The 18,864-nt window shown below is 60.0% G+C and carries 18 protein-coding genes; 4 read left to right on the top strand and 14 right to left on the bottom strand.

Features of this window, described 5'->3' with window-relative positions:
- Positions 1-4: 4 nt before the first annotated feature.
- The 9 genes from BLR72_RS05220 to BLR72_RS05175 all read right to left on the bottom strand — a co-directional run bounded on the left by BLR72_RS05220 (position 5) and on the right by BLR72_RS05175 (position 8,376).
- Entirely contained in the window at positions 5-478 is a 474-nt protein-coding gene (locus BLR72_RS05220; protein ID WP_091945792.1) for a DUF1203 domain-containing protein, read from the bottom strand.
- 76 nt (positions 479-554) lie between these two features.
- Positions 555-983, bottom strand: a complete 429-nt coding sequence (locus BLR72_RS05215; protein ID WP_139202499.1) for a hypothetical protein — start codon at positions 981-983, stop codon at positions 555-557.
- A 201-nt stretch (positions 984-1,184) separates the two neighbouring features.
- A complete protein-coding gene (locus tag BLR72_RS05210; protein ID WP_244506620.1) occupies positions 1,185-1,721 on the bottom strand; it encodes a GNAT family N-acetyltransferase in 537 nt (178 codons plus the stop codon).
- A 3-nt stretch (positions 1,722-1,724) separates the two neighbouring features.
- Positions 1,725-2,576: a 3-mercaptopyruvate sulfurtransferase gene (gene sseA / locus BLR72_RS05205; protein ID WP_091945787.1), complete on the bottom strand. Its 852-nt coding sequence runs from the start codon at positions 2,574-2,576 to the stop codon at positions 1,725-1,727.
- 2 nt (positions 2,577-2,578) lie between these two features.
- Positions 2,579-3,325 (bottom strand): alanyl-tRNA editing protein, encoded by a 747-nt coding sequence (locus tag BLR72_RS05200; protein ID WP_091945784.1) that lies wholly within the window; start codon positions 3,323-3,325, stop codon positions 2,579-2,581.
- Positions 3,325-4,356, bottom strand: a complete 1,032-nt coding sequence (locus tag BLR72_RS05195; RefSeq protein ID WP_091945781.1) for a cysteine synthase A — start codon at positions 4,354-4,356, stop codon at positions 3,325-3,327. The genes BLR72_RS05200 and BLR72_RS05195 overlap by 1 nt, the downstream gene beginning before the upstream one ends.
- Before the next feature lie 172 nt (positions 4,357-4,528).
- Positions 4,529-5,863, bottom strand: coding sequence for a DEAD/DEAH box helicase (locus tag BLR72_RS05190; protein ID WP_091946622.1), 1,335 nt, complete (start codon positions 5,861-5,863; stop codon positions 4,529-4,531).
- A gap of 339 nt (positions 5,864-6,202) precedes the next feature.
- The gene (locus BLR72_RS05180; RefSeq protein ID WP_091946619.1) at positions 6,203-7,399 is read right to left on the bottom strand and encodes an HPP family protein; all 1,197 of its coding nucleotides are present in this window, start codon (positions 7,397-7,399) and stop codon (positions 6,203-6,205) included.
- Positions 7,400-7,512: 113 nt separating this feature from the next.
- Positions 7,513-8,376 (bottom strand): DMT family transporter, encoded by an 864-nt coding sequence (locus tag BLR72_RS05175; protein ID WP_091946617.1) that lies wholly within the window; start codon positions 8,374-8,376, stop codon positions 7,513-7,515.
- A 114-nt stretch (positions 8,377-8,490) separates the two neighbouring features.
- On the opposite strand from BLR72_RS05175, the gene BLR72_RS05170 reads away from it, so the two are divergent.
- Positions 8,491-9,918 (top strand): aminotransferase-like domain-containing protein, encoded by a 1,428-nt coding sequence (locus BLR72_RS05170; protein WP_091945776.1) that lies wholly within the window; start codon positions 8,491-8,493, stop codon positions 9,916-9,918.
- On the opposite strand, the gene BLR72_RS05165 is transcribed toward BLR72_RS05170, so the two are convergent.
- From BLR72_RS05165 to ade, 4 genes are read right to left on the bottom strand one after another with little or no spacing between them, the layout of a single operon-like run.
- Entirely contained in the window at positions 9,894-10,430 is a 537-nt protein-coding gene (locus tag BLR72_RS05165) for a DUF1697 domain-containing protein (protein ID WP_091945772.1), read from the bottom strand. The two genes, BLR72_RS05170 and BLR72_RS05165, sit on opposite strands and share 25 nt — an antisense overlap.
- Positions 10,427-10,975, bottom strand: a complete 549-nt coding sequence (locus BLR72_RS05160) for a DUF1697 domain-containing protein (RefSeq protein ID WP_091945768.1) — start codon at positions 10,973-10,975, stop codon at positions 10,427-10,429. Before BLR72_RS05160 ends, BLR72_RS05165 begins: the two co-directional genes overlap by 4 nt.
- Positions 10,975-12,234 (bottom strand): threonine ammonia-lyase IlvA, encoded by a 1,260-nt coding sequence (ilvA, locus tag BLR72_RS05155; RefSeq protein ID WP_091945765.1) that lies wholly within the window; start codon positions 12,232-12,234, stop codon positions 10,975-10,977. Before ilvA ends, BLR72_RS05160 begins: the two co-directional genes overlap by 1 nt.
- On the bottom strand, positions 12,231-14,045 hold the full coding sequence (ade, locus tag BLR72_RS05150) for an adenine deaminase (RefSeq protein WP_091945760.1): 1,815 nt from the start codon (positions 14,043-14,045) through the stop codon (positions 12,231-12,233). The genes ilvA and ade overlap by 4 nt, the downstream gene beginning before the upstream one ends.
- A gap of 259 nt (positions 14,046-14,304) precedes the next feature.
- Between ade and BLR72_RS05145 the strand changes: the two genes are divergently transcribed.
- From BLR72_RS05145 to BLR72_RS05135, 3 genes are all read left to right on the top strand, one after another.
- The gene (locus BLR72_RS05145) at positions 14,305-15,282 is read left to right on the top strand and encodes a tripartite tricarboxylate transporter substrate binding protein BugD (RefSeq protein ID WP_091945756.1); all 978 of its coding nucleotides are present in this window, start codon (positions 14,305-14,307) and stop codon (positions 15,280-15,282) included.
- 72 nt (positions 15,283-15,354) lie between these two features.
- The gene (locus BLR72_RS05140) at positions 15,355-15,816 is read left to right on the top strand and encodes a tripartite tricarboxylate transporter TctB family protein (protein ID WP_027231552.1); all 462 of its coding nucleotides are present in this window, start codon (positions 15,355-15,357) and stop codon (positions 15,814-15,816) included.
- 7 nt (positions 15,817-15,823) lie between these two features.
- Positions 15,824-17,326, top strand: a complete 1,503-nt coding sequence (locus tag BLR72_RS05135) for a tripartite tricarboxylate transporter permease (RefSeq protein ID WP_027231553.1) — start codon at positions 15,824-15,826, stop codon at positions 17,324-17,326.
- Positions 17,327-17,331: 5 nt separating this feature from the next.
- Here the strand turns inward: BLR72_RS05135 and BLR72_RS05130 are convergent, their stop codons facing one another.
- On the bottom strand, positions 17,332-18,837 hold the full coding sequence (locus tag BLR72_RS05130) for an ArnT family glycosyltransferase (protein WP_091946613.1): 1,506 nt from the start codon (positions 18,835-18,837) through the stop codon (positions 17,332-17,334).
- Positions 18,838-18,864: the final 27 nt, after the last annotated feature.

The raw sequence follows: 18,864 nt of genomic DNA, 5'->3' as shown, positions 1-18,864 counted from the left end.
TTTTTCATGGCAGTTCGATCCGGCACTGGAAGCAATTGTTGCGCGCGGAGCGCATATGCACATAGGCGACATCGTCTCGCGCGAGTAATTCCGCCGCGCGGTTGGCAATTGCCTCGGTTCGGATTACCCCGCCCGTTCCATAGACGATACGGTCCTGGCAGGAATAGCCGCGCAAGATGTAGTCGCTGGTCTCGCGAAACATCGCCGGCATCTCCTCTGTTTCCGGGTACCGCTCGCATGGATCAGCATGGAGAAAGATCGGCCCTGTTTCCGCGTATGGTTGCGGCGCTGGAAACGGTCGATGCGACAGGACCAGATATTTGTCGCCAGCCGCAATGTTCTGCAGGCAATGGCGGCACGGCATGCCATCGCCGTCAGATAGGTGGGTTTCGGGTGTCTGGCCATTGGCGTCGGCTCCGCCCTGCTGGTAGTGGCGAGCGAGCGTGGTGGCCATGGCAATATAGCGGATCGTGGTCATCGGTGTCTCCTTTGTTGCAGCAAGAAGACACCGAACGAGCGAGCCGAGCCACCCGATTCATGCGGATGTTGACCGGCTAGTTCGCGACCTCGATGTGGAAGGTGACGTAGCCGTAAACATCGCTGCCTGCGGCCTTGGCTGCAACGACGACCCGATCACTCCCCACGAAACCGGGCGCCGGCTTATAGAACAGTCCGAGTTGCGGCACCTTGTGCGAATTGCACTTGGCAAGAAAGTGCCCGGACGCATAGGTCGGATTGCCTGTGAAGCGTTGGATTCTGACCGTTCCGTGCGCAGGTTCCGTGACGACTTTCAGCGAGCCCGGGTTTCGACCTGAACAATCACCGTTCACTTTGTAAAATCCGGCAAGTCCGGTTTCCTGTCCGGCTTTCGCGGACACCTTGGCGCTTCCCGACCCTTCCTTGGTCGTCGAGAGTTCGGAAGGGACACAACCAGACAGCAAGGCCATGGCGATCGTGGAATAGACGGCACTGCGCATCGACAAGATAATTTTTACCTCCCAGAACGAATCTATTCGCGTTGATAGGGGGTCATTGGCGTTTTCTCTATTCGGTGCGCGTCGAATTCCACAGATCGTTATTCGAACGTGGCAAGCCCAAGTTCTTCGTGCTGCGGGTGGCTTTAGCTCAAGGTCCTCGGGCCAGAGCCGAGGATGAGGGAGAGCATTTCGGAATGACGCTTTGCCTTAAACCCACGCCTCGATTTCAGCCTCGGCGAAGCTGACCGGATGAAACCCCATCCGCTGGTACATCTGCAAGGCACGTGGGCTGTCGAGCGTGTTGGTTTCGATGATGACCTTCTGCGGGTCGCTCATCCACGCCGTCGAGATCGCCTCGTTGAGAAAGAACCTGGCAAGACCGCGACCCTGAAATTCCGGGATCAGCCCGAAATAGAGAATCTCCGTGACGCCTTCTTCCTCGCCAGTGACGAGTTCGAAGAAGCCGGCCGGAGAGCCATCCGCGTAGAGAACATGGATATCGACATTGTCGCGGTGAATGATCGCGGCGAGCGCCTTGTCGTCGAGATGACGGTGGACCGACCAATGATGCGGCTTGCCTACCTGCTCATAGAGGAACCGGTAGAAGGGTAATGAAATCCTCGTCGCCCGCATGATTGCCAGCCTGAAACTGACGGGCGTCGGAACGGATTGGGTCGGGCGATCGGTCAGTTCGAGATGCGTCACCCGGGTCTTCAGCATGCGGGGCTTGGGATTGTCGGCCATGGCTTACGCTTCGCCCGTTACGACGGGAGTATCCTTGTGGGCGCCCCACTCCGACCACGAGCCATCATAAAGCAGATTGTCCTTGTGGCCGAGCGATTCGAGCGCAAGGGTGATAACGGCTGCGGTGATCCCCGAGCCGCAACTCGTCACGATCGGACGGGATAAGTCCACGCCCGCCTCGTCAAGGACATGCCGCAACCCGCTGAGGTCCTTGAGATAACCCTTATCGGCAAGGCTCGATGAGGGTACGCTGCGGGCGCCCGGCATGTGGCCGGAGCGTAGGCCCGGGCGTGGTTCCGGATCGGTTCCGACGAAGCGGCCGGCGGAACGCGCATCGGCAATCTGACGCGAGCCGCTATCGACGATCTGGCGCATCTGCTCGAAACTTGCAACCTTGCCTGCATCGAACTTTTCCACGAATGCGGAGGGCGCGATCTTGGTCACCGCGTCCGTGACCGGGCGGCCCGAAGCCTTCCAATTGTCGAAGCCGCCATCGAGCACGAAGACTTTCTTCGCGCCCATGGTGCGGAACATCCACCACACCCGGGGCGACGTGTACATGCCGGGCCCATCATAGACGACGATCGTGTCCTCATTGGTAATGCCCATGCTGCTGACGGCAGCCGCAAAGGCTTCCGGCTTCGGGAAAGTATGCGGCAGGGCAGAATCGGGATCCGACAACTGCTCATGGTCGAAGAAAACAGCGCCCGGAATGTGGGCTGCCTCATACTCGGCCTTGGCATCGCGGTTCTGGAACGGAAAGTACCAGGACGCATCGAGGATGCTCAAGCCGGGCTGATCGAGGCGCTCCTCAAGCCAGTCCGGAGAAACGACAAAGGCGCTTTTTTCCGACACGTTCACTCTCCCTCCGGCAAGGCGCCGAACCTGATGCGAAAACGCCGGTTCTCCTTGCCCTTTTTTTCGATTTTGCCGATATGGATTGCTCCGACCTCGCCGGTGGTCGCTACGTGGGTTCCCCCGCAGGGCTGCGAATCGATCACCGCGTCCTTGCCGATGCACACGAGCCGGATACGTCCCGTGCCCATGGGCGGACGGACATTCTTCGACTTGATCAGGCCCGGATTTGCCGCCAGTTCCTCGTCGGTAATCCAGCGGGTGAATACCGGATGATTGGCGTTCACCAGTTCCATCAGCTTGGCCGTTACGCCCTCGCGCGTGACCCCCGCCTCCGGCAAATCGAAGTCGACGCGGCTGTCATCTTCGCTGACCGCAGCTCCTGTGATGGGAAACGGGCAGACGACACTCAAGAGATGGCAGGCCGTATGCATGCGCATCAACCTGTAGCGGCGGTCCCAATCGACGCGAAGCAAGAGCTTTTCGCCGACTGCGGGCACGGGCTGCTCCGCGGCCGGCACATGGATGATCTCTTCCTTGGTTTCGCCGGTCACCGTTGCGGCGATGGCGATGCTCGATCCGTCGGGCCGGATGAAGGCGCCGCTATCGCCGGGCTGGCCGCCCGAGGTAGCATAGAAGACCGTCCGATCCGTAAGAATGCCGCCGCGTTCGTTGACGCCGACAACCGCCGCCTCAATCTCCTTGAGGTAGGAATCATCGCGAAACAGGATCGTGGTATCGTAAGCCATTATGAATTCTCGAAGGGGACGGAAATGTCGGACATGGTCTCCATCCATGCCGGCACCGGCAGGTCCTTGGATCGCAAGAATTCGGGATTGAACATCTTCGACTGATAGCGGTTGCCATAGTCGCACAGCACCGTGACGATGATATGCTCCGGGCCAAGATCGCGTGCCATGCGGATGGCGCCGGCAATGTTGATCCCCGATGAGCCACCGAGGCAAAGCCCCTCTTCCTGCACGAGGTCGAACACCACGTCGAGAGCTTCCGCATCCGAAATCTGATAGGAAAAATCAGGCTTGAACCCTTCGAGATTGGCTGTCACCCGCCCCTGTCCGATGCCTTCGGTAATCGAGTTGCCCTCTGCCTTGAACTCGCCGGTGGTATAATAGGAGAACAGCGCAGCGCCGAGCGGATCGGCAAGCCCTATCTTGATCGACGGGTCGCGCCCCTTCAGCCCTTCCGCAACCCCGGCAAGCGTGCCACCTGATCCGACCGCGCAAATGAATGCGTCGACCTTGCCGTTGGTGTCGCGCCATATTTCCGGTGCGGTGGTTTCCACGTGCGCCTGACGGTTGATCACATTGTCGAACTGGTTGGCCCAGACCGCACCGTTCGGCTCGGACTTCGCCATCTGCTCCGCCAAGCGCCCGGAAACCTTCACGTAATTGTTCGGATTGCGGTAAGGGACTGCCGGCACTTCAACGAGTTCGGCACCAAGGAGGCGAAGGGCGTCCTTCTTTTCCTCGCTTTGCGTTTCGGGGATGACGATGACTGTGCGATAGCCGAGCGCCTTGGCCACCATGGTGAGCCCGATACCGGTATTACCGGCGGTCCCTTCGACGATCACGCCGCCCGGACGAAGCAGGCCGCGCCTTTCCGCGTCGCGAATGATGTAGAGTGCCGCGCGATCCTTCACCGATTGCCCCGGATTGAGAAATTCCGCCTTGCCGTAGATTTCGCAGCCAGTGAGATCGGAGGCTTTCTTGAGGCGGATGAGCGGCGTGTTGCCGATCGCGTCGATCACTGAATTCAACATGGCACAAGTCCTTCAATCTGCAGGGCTTGAACCTATTTGTCCCGGGCGGGCCGTTCAAGCGCAGAATTCAATCAGCCACGTGAATTGTCTGATTACGCTGCAGGATGCCAGCAAAAAGAAAGGCCGCCGGCACGTTTATGCCGGCGGCCCTTATAAGTTTCAGACGCTACGCTCAGGCAGCCTTGGCGCCAAAGCTGCGGCGCTTGTTGCGGCGGAACGGGCGCTTTTGCGCCGGGGCGCCGCCATCATTGCTCCAAATCTTCTCACCACGCGGCTCGCGCGGCTTGCTAGCTGCCTGGCCGCGATGCGGCTTCTTGCCCGGAGCACCGCTGCCGCCTTCGCGGCGCGGCGGACGCTGGTCGCTATTGGCAGCACGGGCCGGCAGGCTCGAAAGATCAACCGGCGAATCGGCCATCGGCAAACGCATGCGCGTAACCCGCTCGACGGCCTTCAGCTTGACGCTCTCTTCGGCCGGATCGTAAAGCGTAATCGCCGAACCCGATGCGCCGTTACGCCCGGTACGGCCAATGCGGTGAACGTAGCTCTCGGGCTCATCCGGCAGGTCGAAATTGATGACATGGCTGATGCCGACGACGTCAATGCCACGCGCTGCGATATCGGTCGCAACGAGAATGCGAACGGAACCGTCCTTGAAGCCGTTCAACGCGCGCTGGCGGGCATTCTGCGACTTGTTGCCGTGAATGGCGGCAACTTCATAGCCGTCCTTCTCGAGGACTCGCGTTACCGCATCCGCGCCGTGCTTGGTACGGGTGAAGACGATGACCGAAGCCAGCGCCTCGTCCTTCAGCATTGCCGAAAGAACCTGCTTTTTCTGCTTCGTCGGAATGGCGTGTACCACCTGCTTGATCTCGGCCGCGGTCGTGCCCTGCGGCGCGACTTCGACGCGAACCGGGTCGCGCAGCAGGCCCTGGGCCAGCGTTGCGACTTCCTGGGGCATGGTTGCCGAGAAAAGCGCGGTCTGGCGGTCGCGATGCGTGCCCTTGGCGATGCGCTTCACATCGTTGATGAAACCCATGTCGAGCATGCGGTCGGCTTCATCGAGGACGAGCCAACGCGTCTCCGAAAGATCGATGCAGTTTTCGCGCACGAGATCGGTAAGGCGGCCCGGCGTTGCTATAAGCACGTCAACGCCCGGCTGCATCTTCTTGATCTGGGAGATGCGCGAGACGCCGCCGAGAACAAGCGCTGTCGAAATATGCGCGCCCTTCGAGAGCTTACGGATCGTTTCTTCGATCTGCACGGCAAGCTCGCGGGTCGGGGCGAGAATGAGGGCGCGGGCGGTCTTGCCCTTGCGCTTGTCGCCAAGACCCATGATCTTCTGCAGGATCGGCAGGCTGAAGGCAGCCGTCTTGCCCGAACCCGTCTGGGCGATGCCGAGAATGTCCTTGCCGGACACCTGTGCCGGAATAGCCTGTTCCTGGATTGGTTTCGGCTCTGCCATGCCGGCCGCTTCGATGGCCTTGAGAAGGACCACGTTCAGGCCCATTGCGGCAAAGCCGTTTGCTTCTGGAGTGTTCAATTCAATCTTCTTTCACTGACCGGCGCGAATTTTCGCGGGTCACAAACGCATCGCAGGGCGCAACCTGCATGCACAATTTATGGATGAACGACGAGACGCGGAGGGAAGCACCGCCGGATTGGCGGGCCCAAGCGACTTGCGCAGCCGTGCCCATCGCCTTTTGCAGATGGGACTGAAGACGCCACAAGTCCAAATTCTGGAAGACCGGATCAAACCGGCCCAAGCGCCTGAACCGCATATGGGCCTTATCACGCCAAAATGCAAATGAATTATTGTGCGGCGCAAAAACAGCGTCTGCGGTGCCGGTTAGCCGGCAAGTGAAAGCGGTTCGGGCGTCTGCCTGTCGTTGAGGTTGCGCGCGTAGAGCGCAGCGATAAGGTCGGATTGGGTAACGATGCCCAACACGCGCCCTTCCGCATCGGCGACCGGCAAATGATGGAGGCCGCGATCGGCCATCGCCGGCACGAGTTCCGTGACAAGCGTGTCGGGTCTGACAAACTGAACCGGCGCCGTCATGATGTCCGCAACCATGCGCGGCGGTTTGTGGGCGACGCTGACAATGCTGCCAAACTTGCCGACAACGCCCGGTCTTAGCGCGGTTCGGGACGGCCATGCGGCGCGCTGCATGAAATCCGTTTGCGTCACGATACCGATCAGCCTGCCCTCGGTATTGACGACGGGCAGTGCCTTTATCCGATGCCGGCGCAACAGGGCAAAGGCACGCCGTACGGACGTCTCGGGCGCGACGCTCACCACGTCGCTTGACATGATCTCTTCGCAGCGTATCTCGCCGAAGCGGCGATGATAGGCATGCATTTGCGCCCGATGCAGGATGGAATCGAGATCGTCCGGGCTCACATCGATCAGTTCGTCGTGCTGGCCTAGCGCAAATCGAAGATCGCCGGGCGTAAATCCAATGCGCTCCGACGGAATTGGATCGGCGGTATCGTGGATATTCTTGGCCGCCGGTGGCGCCAGATGCGGATAGCGCCGGCCCGTCAGATTGTTGTAGGCGATGGCGATGACGAGCAGCAGAAGCGAGTTCAAGCCCACCGGCCAGATGACGAAGCTATAGCCGAGATCGTGGACGACAGGCCCACCCAATACGGCAGTCAGCGCAACCGCTCCGCTTGGCGGATGCAGCGATTTCGTCAGCATCATGACGGCAATAGCCGCGCCTATGGCAGCGGCCGATGCAATGACAGGGTCGGGGATCCAGATAGCGCAGGTCACGCCGATCAGGCAGGCGAGTATGTTACCGCAAAGGATCGACCAGGGCTGTGCCGGCGGACTGGACGGAACGGCAAAGAGAAGCACCGCCGAGGCGCCCATTGGCGCGATGAGCAAGGGAACGCTGGAGGTCGGGCCGAGGGCGGCCGCGCTGACGATGCCGGTTGCGAGTATGCCGAGGAACGCGCCGATGCAGGCGCGCAAGCGCTCCATGCCGCTCACGGGGGCAAGCGGAGGCAGGAATCGCTTCAGGTAATCAGCCAGGGCATTCATCGAGGGTGCAGCATCCAGCATCACAGGAGTGCGTCAGGCGATAACCGGTCGATGCGGCCCTGGCAAAGGATAAGTTTGCGCGTGGGCCCACAGGAATAGAAAATCTGTCCAACCTATCGGGCAAAGCGCTTGGCGCCGACAACGCAGGCGATCACGCCGACCGTTGCCAGAATCATCGGCCACCCGACATGCTCGCCGAGCAGGGTTGCCGCAAGGACAAGGCCGAAGAAAGGCTGCAGCAGTTGCAGTTGCCCGACTGCGGCAATGCCGCCCTGCGCAAGTCCGCGATACCAGAAGATGAAGCCGATCAGCATCGAGAACAGGGAGACATAAAATAGGCCAAACCAGGCAGGCCCGCTTATGCCCTGCCACTCGCCGGGCATGACGAATAGTGTCAGCGGCAACATGACTGGCAGCGAGATGACAAGCGCCCAGCATATAACCTGCCAGCCGCCAAGGCGGCGCGACAGTTTGGCTCCTTCGGCATAACCAAGACCGCACACGACGATTGCTGTGAACATCAAAAGATCGCCAACGAGCGAGGCGCTGACGTTCTGAGTGAGCGCGAAGCCAACCACGAGCAGACTGCCGAGGCAGGAAAACAACCAGAACAGCGGGCGTACCCGCTCGCCGCCGCGCCAGACTGCGAAAATGGCGGTTGCGAGCGGCAAAAGGCCGATAAAGACGATCGAATGCGCGGACGTGACATGACGGAGCGCCAGCGCTGTCAATAGTGGAAAGCCGACGACAACGCCAAGCGCGGTCACGACAAGCGAAATGAGATCGGCCTTGTCAGGACGCTTTTCGCGAAAGGCGATAAGCAGCGCCAAGCCGAGCAATGCCGCGATGGTCGCCCGGGCGCCCGTCAGAAAGATCGGATCGAACCCTGATACGGCCGCGCGGGTCGCCGGCAGCGATCCGCTGAAGATAAGTACGCCCACGAAGCCGTTGATCCAGCCGCTCGCCATCTTGTCCATATTGATTCCCACTGCCTGCATTTGTGTGGGCTTTTCTGACGTCGGAAGGATGGATTTTCCAGAGACGGTCCGGTACAATTTTGTCAAACTGTAATGGATACAAGTGCAGTACAGATGGACTTAAGCACGCATATTGCACGCCTGCGGGGCACGCTGGTCGAACAGGTGATGGACGAGATCCGTCAGCGGGTAATGCGGCGCACGCTCGCACCGGGAGCCAAGCTGCCATCGATTCGCAGCCTTGCAGTCACAATGGGCGTATCAAAATCGACAGTTGTCGAGGCCTATGACCGGCTCACCGCGGAAGGTGCCATCCAGTCGCGGAGAGGCTCGGGCTTCTACGTGGCCGGCCATCTGCCGCCGCTCAGCCTGACAGAAATTGGTCCGCGCCTCGACCGTGCCATCGACCCGCTATGGGTGTCGCGCCTGTCGCTTGAGGCTGGCGAGGACGTGGCAAAGCCCGGCTGCGGCTGGCTTCCCGCCGAATGGATGCCCGAGGACGGCATTCGCCGGGCCTTGCGGACACTGGCGCGGGGTGAGACGTCTGCCCTTACCGATTACGCCTCACCTCTCGGGCTGCATCCCTTGCGTCAACTGCTTTCGCGCCGCATGGCCGACCATGGCATCGAGGCAGCGCCGGACCAGATCATGCTGACAGAGTCAGGTACGCAGGCGATCGATTTGATCTGCCGGTTTCTGATCGATCCCGGCGATGCGGTTATTGTGGACGATCCCTGCTACTTCAACTTTCACGCCCTGCTCAAAGCGCACCGTGCCAGGATCATTGGCGTGCCCTTTACGCCGTCGGGTCCCGATCTTGAACGTTTTGCGGCTGCGCTCGAGGCGAACAGGCCGCGCCTCTACATCACCAACGCGGCATTGCACAATCCCACCGGAGCGACCCTCTCGCCAGTCGTCGCCCACCGCCTGCTGAAGCTTGCCGAGCAATATGGCCTAACCATCGTCGAGGATGATATCTTCGCTGACTTCGAGCAGGAGTCCGCTCCCCGTCTTGCCGCATTCGACGGTCTCGAACGGGTGGTCCACATCGGTAGCTTCTCGAAGTCCCTATCGGCATCGGCGCGGTGCGGCTTCGTCGCGGCGCGCCGCGATTGGATCGAGGCGCTGGTGGATATGCGGGTCGCGACCTCCTTCGGCGCTGGCCGCATTTCTGCGGAACTGGTCTACCTGATGCTCAAGGATGGCGGCTATCGCAAGCACATCGATGGTTTGCGCACGCGCCTGGCGCGCAGCATGGGCGAAACCCTGTCCCGGTTGAAGTCCATGGGCGTTACGCCGTGGATCGAACCGCGCGGCGGCATGTTCGTGTGGTGCAAGCTGCCGCAAGGTGCCGATGCGGCGGCAGTCGCGCAGTACGGGCTAACCGAAGGCGTGATCTTCGCACCCGGGCAGGTGTTCAGTCCCTCGCCCGGAGCAAATGCCTACATGCGCTTCAATGTTGCGCAATGTTCCGACCCGCGCATTTTCCGGACGCTGGAGGATTCGCTCGCTCGGGCTCAGATGGCGCCTGCCATCTCCTGAAGCGTCAGAACCGTGCGCCAGTTGCGCGCCGTCAGCGGCACTTTCAAAACCTTGTCGAGCGCTTCGGCCAGCTTCGAGGTGCCGAAACCGTCGGGCGTATAGAGATAGAGCACGCGATTACTGACAGTGAAGCTTTCGGAACCGCGTGCCCTCGTCTCAAGCTCTGTAAGGGCAGCGTCTGTCGGTTCGCTATCAAGGATTACTGCATGCAGCGATTTCGGGTTTTCCTTGGCCTGCGGATAGGGATTCTTCGCGACCATGCAATTCCATTCGTCGATGCTGCGAAGCGAGACGCGAGACTCAAAGCCAAACGTCTTTGGAAAGAGATCCGCAATCATCTTTTCGATACGCGCTGCCGTCTGGTTCGATTTGAAGACGACATTGCCGCTCTGAATATACGTCTTCACGTCCGCCAGACCCGCCTCCTCCAGCGCGCTGCGCAACGTCTCCATTTTGACAAGCTTGTTGCCCCCGACATTGAGCCCGCGAAACAGCGCGATATAGACCGTCATTGCGTTTCCCCCTCCAGCCGCTCGGCCAGATCCCCCAATTTCAGCACTGTGTTCCAATTGCGCGCCGTCGCGGCAACCTTCAGTGTCGATTCAATTTTGCCATGCAGTTTCGACTGCGATGCCCCCTGCGGCGGATAGTAGTAAAGGACCTTGCCCAGAATTTTGAATTGTTCCGGCAACCCCGCCGCCTTCCGCTCAAGGGCCTGGACCGCCTCCTTTTCAGGCTCCTTCTCCAGAATGAACGCGTGGAGTTTGTTGCCCTCGGCCGCGTGCTGCGGGAACGGATTGCCGGCAATGAGGCTCGACCATTCCTGCCGGTCGAGGATCATGATTGCCTTGGAAAACGCAAAGTTTTCCAGTGCGATAGACGCCACTCTTTGCAAGATGGTTTGCCGCTGAAGCTCCGACACCAAAACGACATTGCCGGTATTGATGTAGGTGGCGACCTTGTCGAAGCCGCCCTCGATCAAGGCGTCCTTCAGCGGCTTGACGGGCAAGAGGGTTGCTCCGCCCACGCCACGGAACAGGACGATATAGGTCGTCATCAGATGATCAGTCCGGCAATCGCCTCATTGTCGGTAATATCCTGATAGGCCCAGCCCGCCTCATCGAAGCGTTTGAACAGAATGTCGAAATTGACCTTGTTCTTGGTCTCGATGCCAATCAGTACCGAGCCGAAGTTTCGCGCCGATTTCTTCAGATATTCGAAGCGCGCGACGTCATCCTCGGGCCCGAGAAGATCGAGAAAGGAGCGCAATGCGCCGGGGCGCTGCGGAAAGCGGAAAATGAAATATTTCTTCAGACCCTCATAGCGCAGTGACCGCTCCTTCAGTTCCGGAAGCCGCTCGAAGTCGAAATTGCTGCCGGAAACGACGAGGATGATCCGCTTCCCCTTAAGTTCGCTCTTCTTGAAGTCCTTGAGCGAGTCGATGGCGAGCGCACCGGCCGGCTCCAGTACGATGCCTTCGATATTGAGCATTTCAAGGATCGTCGAACTCAGGCGGTTCTCCGGAATCAAAGTCACAGCATCCGCTGTGAAGCCTTTGAGAATCTTGAAATTTTCGCGCCCGATCTCGGCCACTGCAGCGCCGTCGACAAAATTGTCGACGGTGTCGAGCTTGACGCGCTTGCCCGCCTCGAGACTTCGCTTGAGGCTCGGCGCGCCAGCCGGCTCAACGAAGCGAAAGCGTGTTTCCCAGCCGAGTTCGCCGAGGTAGCGGGTAACGCCGCCAGATAAGCCGCCCCCGCCGACGGGGAGGATCATCAAATCAGGCTTGCGCTTGTCCGGTAGCTGATGGGCGATCTCGAACGCGACCGTCGCCTGTCCGGTGATGATGTCGTTGTGGTCGAATGGAGGCACCATGACCGCACCGGTCTCGGCGGCATAATCCTGCGCGGCGACATAGCATTGGTCGAATATATCGCCGACAAGACGGATCTCGATAAACTCGCCGCCGAAGGTACGCGTCTTGTCGATCTTCTGCTGCGGTGTCGTCACCGGCATGAACACGACGCCCTTCTTGCCGAAATTCCGGCAGATGAAAGCGAAACCCTGCGCATGATTGCCCGCCGAGGCGCAGACAAAGCTGGTGTCTTCGCCTTTGTGCTCATTCAGGTAATGCGCGATAAAATTGAACGCGCCTCTGATCTTATAGGAGCGAACCGGCGACAGGTCCTCGCGTTTAAGCCAGATCTGCGCACCATACTTATGGGACAAATAGTGATTAAGTTGCAGCGGCGTTTCTGGAAAAAGGGCGCGCATTTTTTCCGCCGCGCGCTCCACGGCCTTGATGAATGCAGTCATAGGAACAGGTCAACCTTCTCGAATGTCCTGACGTCGATAATGCCGACATCGGAAATGCGCAATTCCGGTATCACGACGAGAGCGAGCAAGGAATGCTGCATATAGGCGTTGTTGAGGCTGCAGCCCATGGCGCGCATAGCCTTGACCAGTTTGTCCGCCTGCTCGGCAACGACCTCGGCCCGCTGATCAGACATCAGGCCGGCAATCGGCATCTCGACCAGCGCCAGCTCGCGCCCCTTCGAGAACAGCACCACACCGCCGCCGACCTGGCCGAGCCGATTGGCTGCCTTGGCCATGTCTTCCTTGTTCGTGCCGACAACGATCATATGGTGGCTGTCATGTGCGACCGTGGATGCCATGGCGCAATCGAGCGTATAGCCGAAGCCTGAAACGAAACCGTTGACCACTGCGCCGGTACCGCGATGGCGCTCGACCAGCGCGATCTGGCAGATATCGTTGCGCCGGTCCATCTGCACGATATCATCGGAGACGGTAAGATCGGCTTCAAGCGCACGTGTCGGCGCCTGGTTCTCGATCACTCCGATCACCCGGGCCGTGACATGCTTTGCGGGCTTCGGCGCCTTGATGTCAAAGTCTTTCGCCGTAAGCTTCTTGCCCAGCTTGATCGTGTTCTTGGCGAACGCTGGATAATTGTAGGGCGGGATTTCGGCGAGGAGCTTGCCCTTTTCAGCCACATGCCTGCCGCGCGCATAGACGCGGTCGATCGTCAGATTGGCAAGATCCGAGACGATGAGGAAATCCGCAAGGCGTCCCGGGGTGATTGAGCCAATCTCGCGTTCAAGGCGGAAATGCTGGGCGGTGTTCAACGTTGCCATCTGGATAGCGATCAGCGGCTTCAGGCCCTGCGCGATCGCATGGCGAACGACGCGGTCCATATGACCTTCATGCACCAGCGTTCCCGAATGGCTGTCATCGGTGCAAAGAATGAAATTGCGCGGATCGAGCCCCTGCTCGGTCACTGCCTTGATCTGGCTGGCAACGTCATACCAGGCAGAGCCAAGCCGCAGCATGGCGCGCATGCCCTGGCGGACGCGCGCAATTGCATCGTCCATGCGCGTTCCTTCATGATCGTCCTCCGGGCCACCCGCGACATAGCCGTGGAAAGCCCGTCCAAGCTCGGGCGAGGCGAAATGGCCGCCCACTGTCTTGCCGGCGTTCATGGTCGCATCAATGCCGCCGCGCATGGTGGCATTGTTGCTGGCGACGCCCGGAAAATTCATCACCTCGCCGAGACCGATGATATTCGGCCAGGTCATGGCTTCTTCGATATCGTGCGGACTGATGGCAGCGCCTGCATTTTCGAGGCCAGGGGCTGACGGAACGCAGCTCGGCATCTGCACGTGGACGTTGATCGGCATCGCGAGCGCTTCGTCATGCATGAGGCGCACGCCTTCGAGCCCGAGCACATTGGCAATCTCGTGCGGATCGATGAACATCGAGGTCGTGCCATGCGGTATGACGGCGCGGGTGAATTCGGTCACCGTCACCATGCCGCTTTCGACGTGCATGTGCGCATCACAAAGACCGGGGACGAGGTAGCGCCCGCCCGCATCCACCACCTTGGTCTTCGGTCCGATACAGTGCTCGACACCGTGCCCGACAAACGCGAAGCGGCCGGCGGCGACGGCTATATCCATGCCTGCAATGATTTCACCGGAATAAACGCTGACGAGGCGACCATTACGCACCACAAGATCGGCATGTTTGCGGCCCATCGCGACATCGACCAGCAAGGATGCTGATTCCGTCCAGGACTTTGGCTTTCCGCCATGATTTGCTTGCTTGACCATTAAACTGCCTCTGATGCTTGGTGGTGCGAACAAACCTATACTAAAGCTCAAGGCATAGGGGGTTTGTTCACAGTCGCTCTGTCAAAAATATTCACGAACCCCATGAATTGCTTGACATACCGGCCGTGGTTTCGTCCGATAGACTGGATGCTACGCGCCGAAAGCGACGCTGCCAATATCGGGAGGAGAAAGATATTGGCAAGCTTCGGCGCCATGGTTCGTTTCGAGTAATTTCAAGAATCGTCTGGGAGGAACAAAGATGCACAAACTCATCTCTACGCTGGCTGCCACGGCTGCCTTCGCCCTTATCGCCGGTGGCGCCAATGCCGCTGGCTATCCCGAGCGCAGCATAACCATGGTCGTGCCCTTTGCGGCAGGCGGACCCACCGATACCGTTACACGCCTCGTAGCCGAATCGTTGTCGAAGGATCTCGGCCAGCAGATCGTTGTTGAGAACGTAGGCGGCGCCGGCGGCACGCTGGGTGCCTCGCAGGTCGCCAAGGCTGATCCGGACGGCTACACCCTCCTCCTGCACCATATCGGCATGGCAACGAGCGCCACGCTGTACCGCAAGCTTCCCTATGACACGCTGAACGCCTTCGAATATGTCGGCCTCGTCACCGACGTGCCGATGACCATTGTCGCCAAGAAGGATTTCGAGCCAGCGGACATGAAGGGCCTCGTCGAATATGTGAAGGCCAACGCTGACAAGATTACCCTCGCCAATGCGGGCATCGGTGCAGCTTCGCATCTGTGCGGCATGCTTTTGATGAGCGAGATCAAGACGTCGCTGGTGACGGTGCCTTACAAGGGAACCGGGCCTGCCATGACCGACCTTCTCGGCGGCCAGGTCGATTTGATGTGCGACCAGACCACGAACACGACCAAGCAGATCAAGGGCGCGACGGTCAAGGCCTATGCCGTGACCTCGGCCAAGCGCCTTGATGCCCTCCCCGATCTGCCGACGGTTGCGGAAGCTGGCCTGCCGGGCTTGCAGGTCGGCATCTGGCACGGCATCTACGCTCCAAAGGGAACGCCGGCGGATGTCACCGCGAGGCTCTCAGCATCGCTGCAGAAGGCGCTGAAAGACCCGAACGTCGTCGCTCGCTTTGCCGAACTCGGCACCGTACCGGTAACCGACGCCGAGGCGACGCCTGACGGGCTCAAGTCGAAGCTTGAAAGCGAAGTTTCCCGCTGGAAGCCGATCATCGAGGCCGCGGGCCAGTACGCCGACTAGAACTATTCGCCGGTTCAGGCCCTCATCGTCTGAGCCGGCCCATTACAAAGGATTTATTGGTACGGGGGACATATGAAATCCTTAAGTTTCAGTATGCGGGACCTGATATGCGGCCTGTTTTTCATCGCAGTCGGTCTCTTCTTCGCAATTCAGGCCTATGGCCTCGATATCGGAACGGCCTTCAAGATGGGTCCGGGCTATTTCCCTCTGGTCCTCGCCGGCCTGCTCGTCATTTTCGGGATTATCGTGATCATCCAGGGCACGCAGGTCGAGCATGAGCCGATGGGTCCGATCGCGTGGCGCGGCATGCTTTTCATCCTGCCCGCTCCCATCCTTTTCGGCCTCACGGTGCGCGGTCTTGGCTTTGTGCCTTCCCTGTTCCTGTCCGGTTTGCTCGCCGCCTTCGCCAGCTCGAAGATGCGGCCTGGAACCGCCCTTCTCCTCGTCAGCGGGCTGACACTTTTTTCGGTAATTGTTTTCAGCTACGCGCTTGGCTTGCCCTTCCGGCGGTTCGGCCCCTGGCTCGGACAGTGAGGCCAAGATGGAACTGATCGACAATCTCACGCTTGGCTTCGTTACCGCGGGACACCCGTGGAACCTGTTGTTCTGCCTGATCGGCGTTATTCTCGGCACGCTGATCGGCGTATTGCCGGGCATCGGCGCGACCGCGACGATCGCCATGCTTCTGCCGCTCACATTCCAGCTCGAGCCGGTCTCCTCGCTGATCATGCTCGCCGGCATTTACTACGGCGCGCAGTATGGCGGCTCCACGACGGCGATCCTGATCAACATGCCCGGGGAATCGTCCTCGGCCGTCACCGCCATCGACGGCTACCAGATGGCGCGCAAGGGCCGCGCCGGCGCAGCGCTCGCTATAGCTGCCATTGGCTCGTTCTTCGCCGGTACCGTTTCGACGATCCTTGTCGCCGTCTTTGCGCCGCCGCTCACCGCCGTGGCGCTGCAATTCGGTTCAGCCGAATACTTCTCGCTGATGATCGTCGGCCTCGTCTCGTCCATCGCGCTTGCCCATGGCTCGGTCATCAAGGCGCTTGGAATGGTCGTTCTCGGGCTTCTGCTTGGGCTTGTCGGCACCGATATTTATACGGGTACGCCGAGGTTCAACCTCGGGATCCTTGAACTCTCCGATGGCCTCAATTTCGTCGCCCTCGCCGTCGGCGTCTTCGGTATCGCCGAGATTCTGCGCAATCTCGAAAACGAGCATGAGCGCGACGTCATGATCAAGAAAGTGACCAATCTCTGGCCGACGCGCGAGGACTGGAAGGCGATGACTGCGCCGATCCTGCGCGGCACGGCCATCGGTTCGGCACTTGGCATCTTGCCCGGGGGCGGCGCAATTCTCGCTTCATTCGCCTCCTATACGGTGGAAAAGCGTATCTCGAAGACGCCGGAAGAGTTCGGCAAGGGCGCGATTGCCGGCGTTGCTGGACCGGAATCCGCCAATAATGCCGGCGCGCAAACGTCGTTCATTCCGATGCTGACCCTAGGTATTCCTGCCAATCCGGTCATGGCGCTGATGATCGGCGCGATGATCATTCAAGGAATCGTTCCCGGCCCGAATGTCGCCACGGAACAGCCGGCGTTGTTCTGGGGCATCATCGCGTCCATGTGGATCGGCAATCTCATGCTGATCCTGCTCAATCTGCCGCTGATCGGTCTTTGGGTGAAGCTGCTGACCATCCCCTATTACATGCTCTTCCCTGCGATCATCGCGTTCTGCTCGATCGGCGTCTACAGCGTCAATTCCAATGTATTCGATCTCTACGCCGTCGCCTTTTTCGGGCTTCTCGGTTACGGGCTTTCGAAACTGCGCTGCGAACCGGCGCCGCTTCTCCTCGGCTTCGTGCTCGGACCGCTGCTGGAAGAACACCTTCGACGCGCCATGATCATGTCGCGCGGCGACCCGACGACATTCGTGACGCGGCCGCTGAGCCTCGGTCTGCTGCTCCTTGCGGCTGCCGTCCTCGTCGTCGTGCTGCTGCCGAGCATCCGCAAGAAGCGCGACGAGGTCTTCGTCGAGGATTGAGGTGCCTAAGGCTTTGCCGGACCTGGAACGAGGACGTAGCTGACGGCCTCGTTCCGATCCGGATAATTCCTGAAGTTGAGCGAAATGTGCCGCACATCCGTGGGCGGTGTGGGCACGCCGGCAGCGCTCATCAAGGCCATGACGCCAGGATTGAGACCCTCGCCGAACCAGACGAAGAGCGCCGGAAACTTGATGCGCGCCGAGGCGTTCGGCATTTCCATGTGCACAGGCGTTAGTGACGTATCATAAAGCCGCAAATTGCCGGGAAATTGCGGGCCGTCGGAAACGACCGACTGGTAGCTGCCCTCGGCGCGCGTCGTGGCAAAAAGCTTCGCATAGTCGAGTTCGCCGATATAGGGATCTTCACCGTCGCGGGCGTAGAGCATGTTGATGGCGAGGCCCGGAATGACGATGAGGCCGCAGATCGCCCCGACCACTGCAAAGCGCTTCAGGGGAAGATCGGATCTGATAAACCGGTCGAGCAGCACGGCAAGATACAAGGGCGACAGGAACAGAACCGGCTGCAGCCAGCGATCCTTGACCTCGGCAGCGCCGCTGATCAAGACGCCGACCGCAACGCATGCGAGCGCGAACCAGATGAGCCGCGCAACGAACTTTTCCCCATCGGTCGCGCTGGAGCGCGCCGTTACCCGGTCACGGCGGCTGCGCCACCAGGCAATGCCGAAGAACGCCAGCGCCACGCCTGAGAAAAGCACGCTGTTGAGGAGCACCTTCCATTCACCGTGAAGACGGCTGAGGAGAAAATGACCGCCCGCGTTCATTTCGAACTTGTGCGTCCGCGCGAGCAGGTTTTCGGTATGGGCGAGCGCCCAAAGGCCCGTCGGCGTGACGGCAACCACGAAGGCGAGGACCGCAGCAAGCGTTGGACGCGAAAGCAGCACGGCACGATAGGGCGGGATGGAAAGACCAGCCAAAATCAAAGCGATAAGAAAGAAACTTGCATTGAATTTGCCTAGAAGGCCGGCGGCGATGCCGAGCCCGAGCAGTGCCGCCGAATGCCATGACCGCGACTTCATATGCCAGGCAAATGCGAGGAAAGCCCAGGCGCAACCGGTCGTTCCGCCGACGGAGTGGGTGAGCGTGCGCTGCGATTCCCACGAGATTTGCGGCAGCATGAACATGCCCAGCATGCCTGCGGCGGCGACCATGCGCGACAGCCCGAGGAGCCTTGCGCCAAAATAAACGCTGGCAAAGAGGCTCGCGAGCATGCTGAATTTTACGAGATAGATCGTAAAGAGACTGATGCCCAGAACATCACCGGCGATGCTGTTGATCCACGTATAAAGCGGGGCTTGCGAGCCGCCATAGCCCCATTGCAAGGCCCCGACATAGGCGAGCTGCTCGGCGTCATCGACCCCTGCGCCATTCGAGATCATCGTCAGGAAAAATATCTGGAAGGCGAAATAGCAAAGCACGAACAGCATCGCTGGATTGCTCGCGGCGAATGACTTGATCCTGGTGGTTGGGGTCTGTGCTGAAATGGCCGGCATCATCTTCTCTTGGCGTTGGAAGTGCCG

This window comes from Phyllobacterium sp. YR620 (assembly GCF_900104165.1).
In the GTDB taxonomy this organism is placed as follows: Bacteria; Pseudomonadota; Alphaproteobacteria; order Rhizobiales; family Rhizobiaceae; genus Phyllobacterium; species Phyllobacterium pellucidum.
This window is presented reverse-complemented; position numbering and strand designations above follow the sequence as displayed.

Excerpts from the sequence above, each read along its gene's own strand:
- BLR72_RS05220 (WP_091945792.1), bottom strand. The coding sequence starts at position 478 with ATGACCACGATCCGCTATATTGCCATGGCCACCACGCTCGCTCGCCAC.
- BLR72_RS05210 (WP_244506620.1), bottom strand. The coding sequence starts at position 1,721 with ATGGCCGACAATCCCAAGCCCCGCATGCTGAAGACCCGGGTGACGCAT.
- BLR72_RS05200 (WP_091945784.1), bottom strand. The coding sequence starts at position 3,325 with ATGGCTTACGATACCACGATCCTGTTTCGCGATGATTCCTACCTCAAG.
- BLR72_RS05195 (WP_091945781.1), bottom strand. The coding sequence starts at position 4,356 with ATGTTGAATTCAGTGATCGACGCGATCGGCAACACGCCGCTCATCCGC.
- BLR72_RS05190 (WP_091946622.1), bottom strand. The coding sequence starts at position 5,863 with ATGGGCCTGAACGTGGTCCTTCTCAAGGCCATCGAAGCGGCCGGCATG.
- BLR72_RS05180 (WP_091946619.1), bottom strand. The coding sequence starts at position 7,399 with ATGAATGCCCTGGCTGATTACCTGAAGCGATTCCTGCCTCCGCTTGCC.
- BLR72_RS05175 (WP_091946617.1), bottom strand. The coding sequence starts at position 8,376 with ATGGACAAGATGGCGAGCGGCTGGATCAACGGCTTCGTGGGCGTACTT.
- BLR72_RS05170 (WP_091945776.1), top strand. The coding sequence starts at position 8,491 with ATGGACTTAAGCACGCATATTGCACGCCTGCGGGGCACGCTGGTCGAA.
- BLR72_RS05165 (WP_091945772.1), bottom strand. The coding sequence starts at position 10,430 with ATGACGGTCTATATCGCGCTGTTTCGCGGGCTCAATGTCGGGGGCAAC.
- BLR72_RS05160 (WP_091945768.1), bottom strand. The coding sequence starts at position 10,975 with ATGACGACCTATATCGTCCTGTTCCGTGGCGTGGGCGGAGCAACCCTC.
- ilvA (WP_091945765.1), bottom strand. The coding sequence starts at position 12,234 with ATGACTGCATTCATCAAGGCCGTGGAGCGCGCGGCGGAAAAAATGCGC.
- ade (WP_091945760.1), bottom strand. The coding sequence starts at position 14,045 with ATGGTCAAGCAAGCAAATCATGGCGGAAAGCCAAAGTCCTGGACGGAA.
- BLR72_RS05145 (WP_091945756.1), top strand. The coding sequence starts at position 14,305 with ATGCACAAACTCATCTCTACGCTGGCTGCCACGGCTGCCTTCGCCCTT.
- BLR72_RS05140 (WP_027231552.1), top strand. The coding sequence starts at position 15,355 with ATGAAATCCTTAAGTTTCAGTATGCGGGACCTGATATGCGGCCTGTTT.
- BLR72_RS05135 (WP_027231553.1), top strand. The coding sequence starts at position 15,824 with ATGGAACTGATCGACAATCTCACGCTTGGCTTCGTTACCGCGGGACAC.
- BLR72_RS05130 (WP_091946613.1), bottom strand. The coding sequence starts at position 18,837 with ATGCCGGCCATTTCAGCACAGACCCCAACCACCAGGATCAAGTCATTC.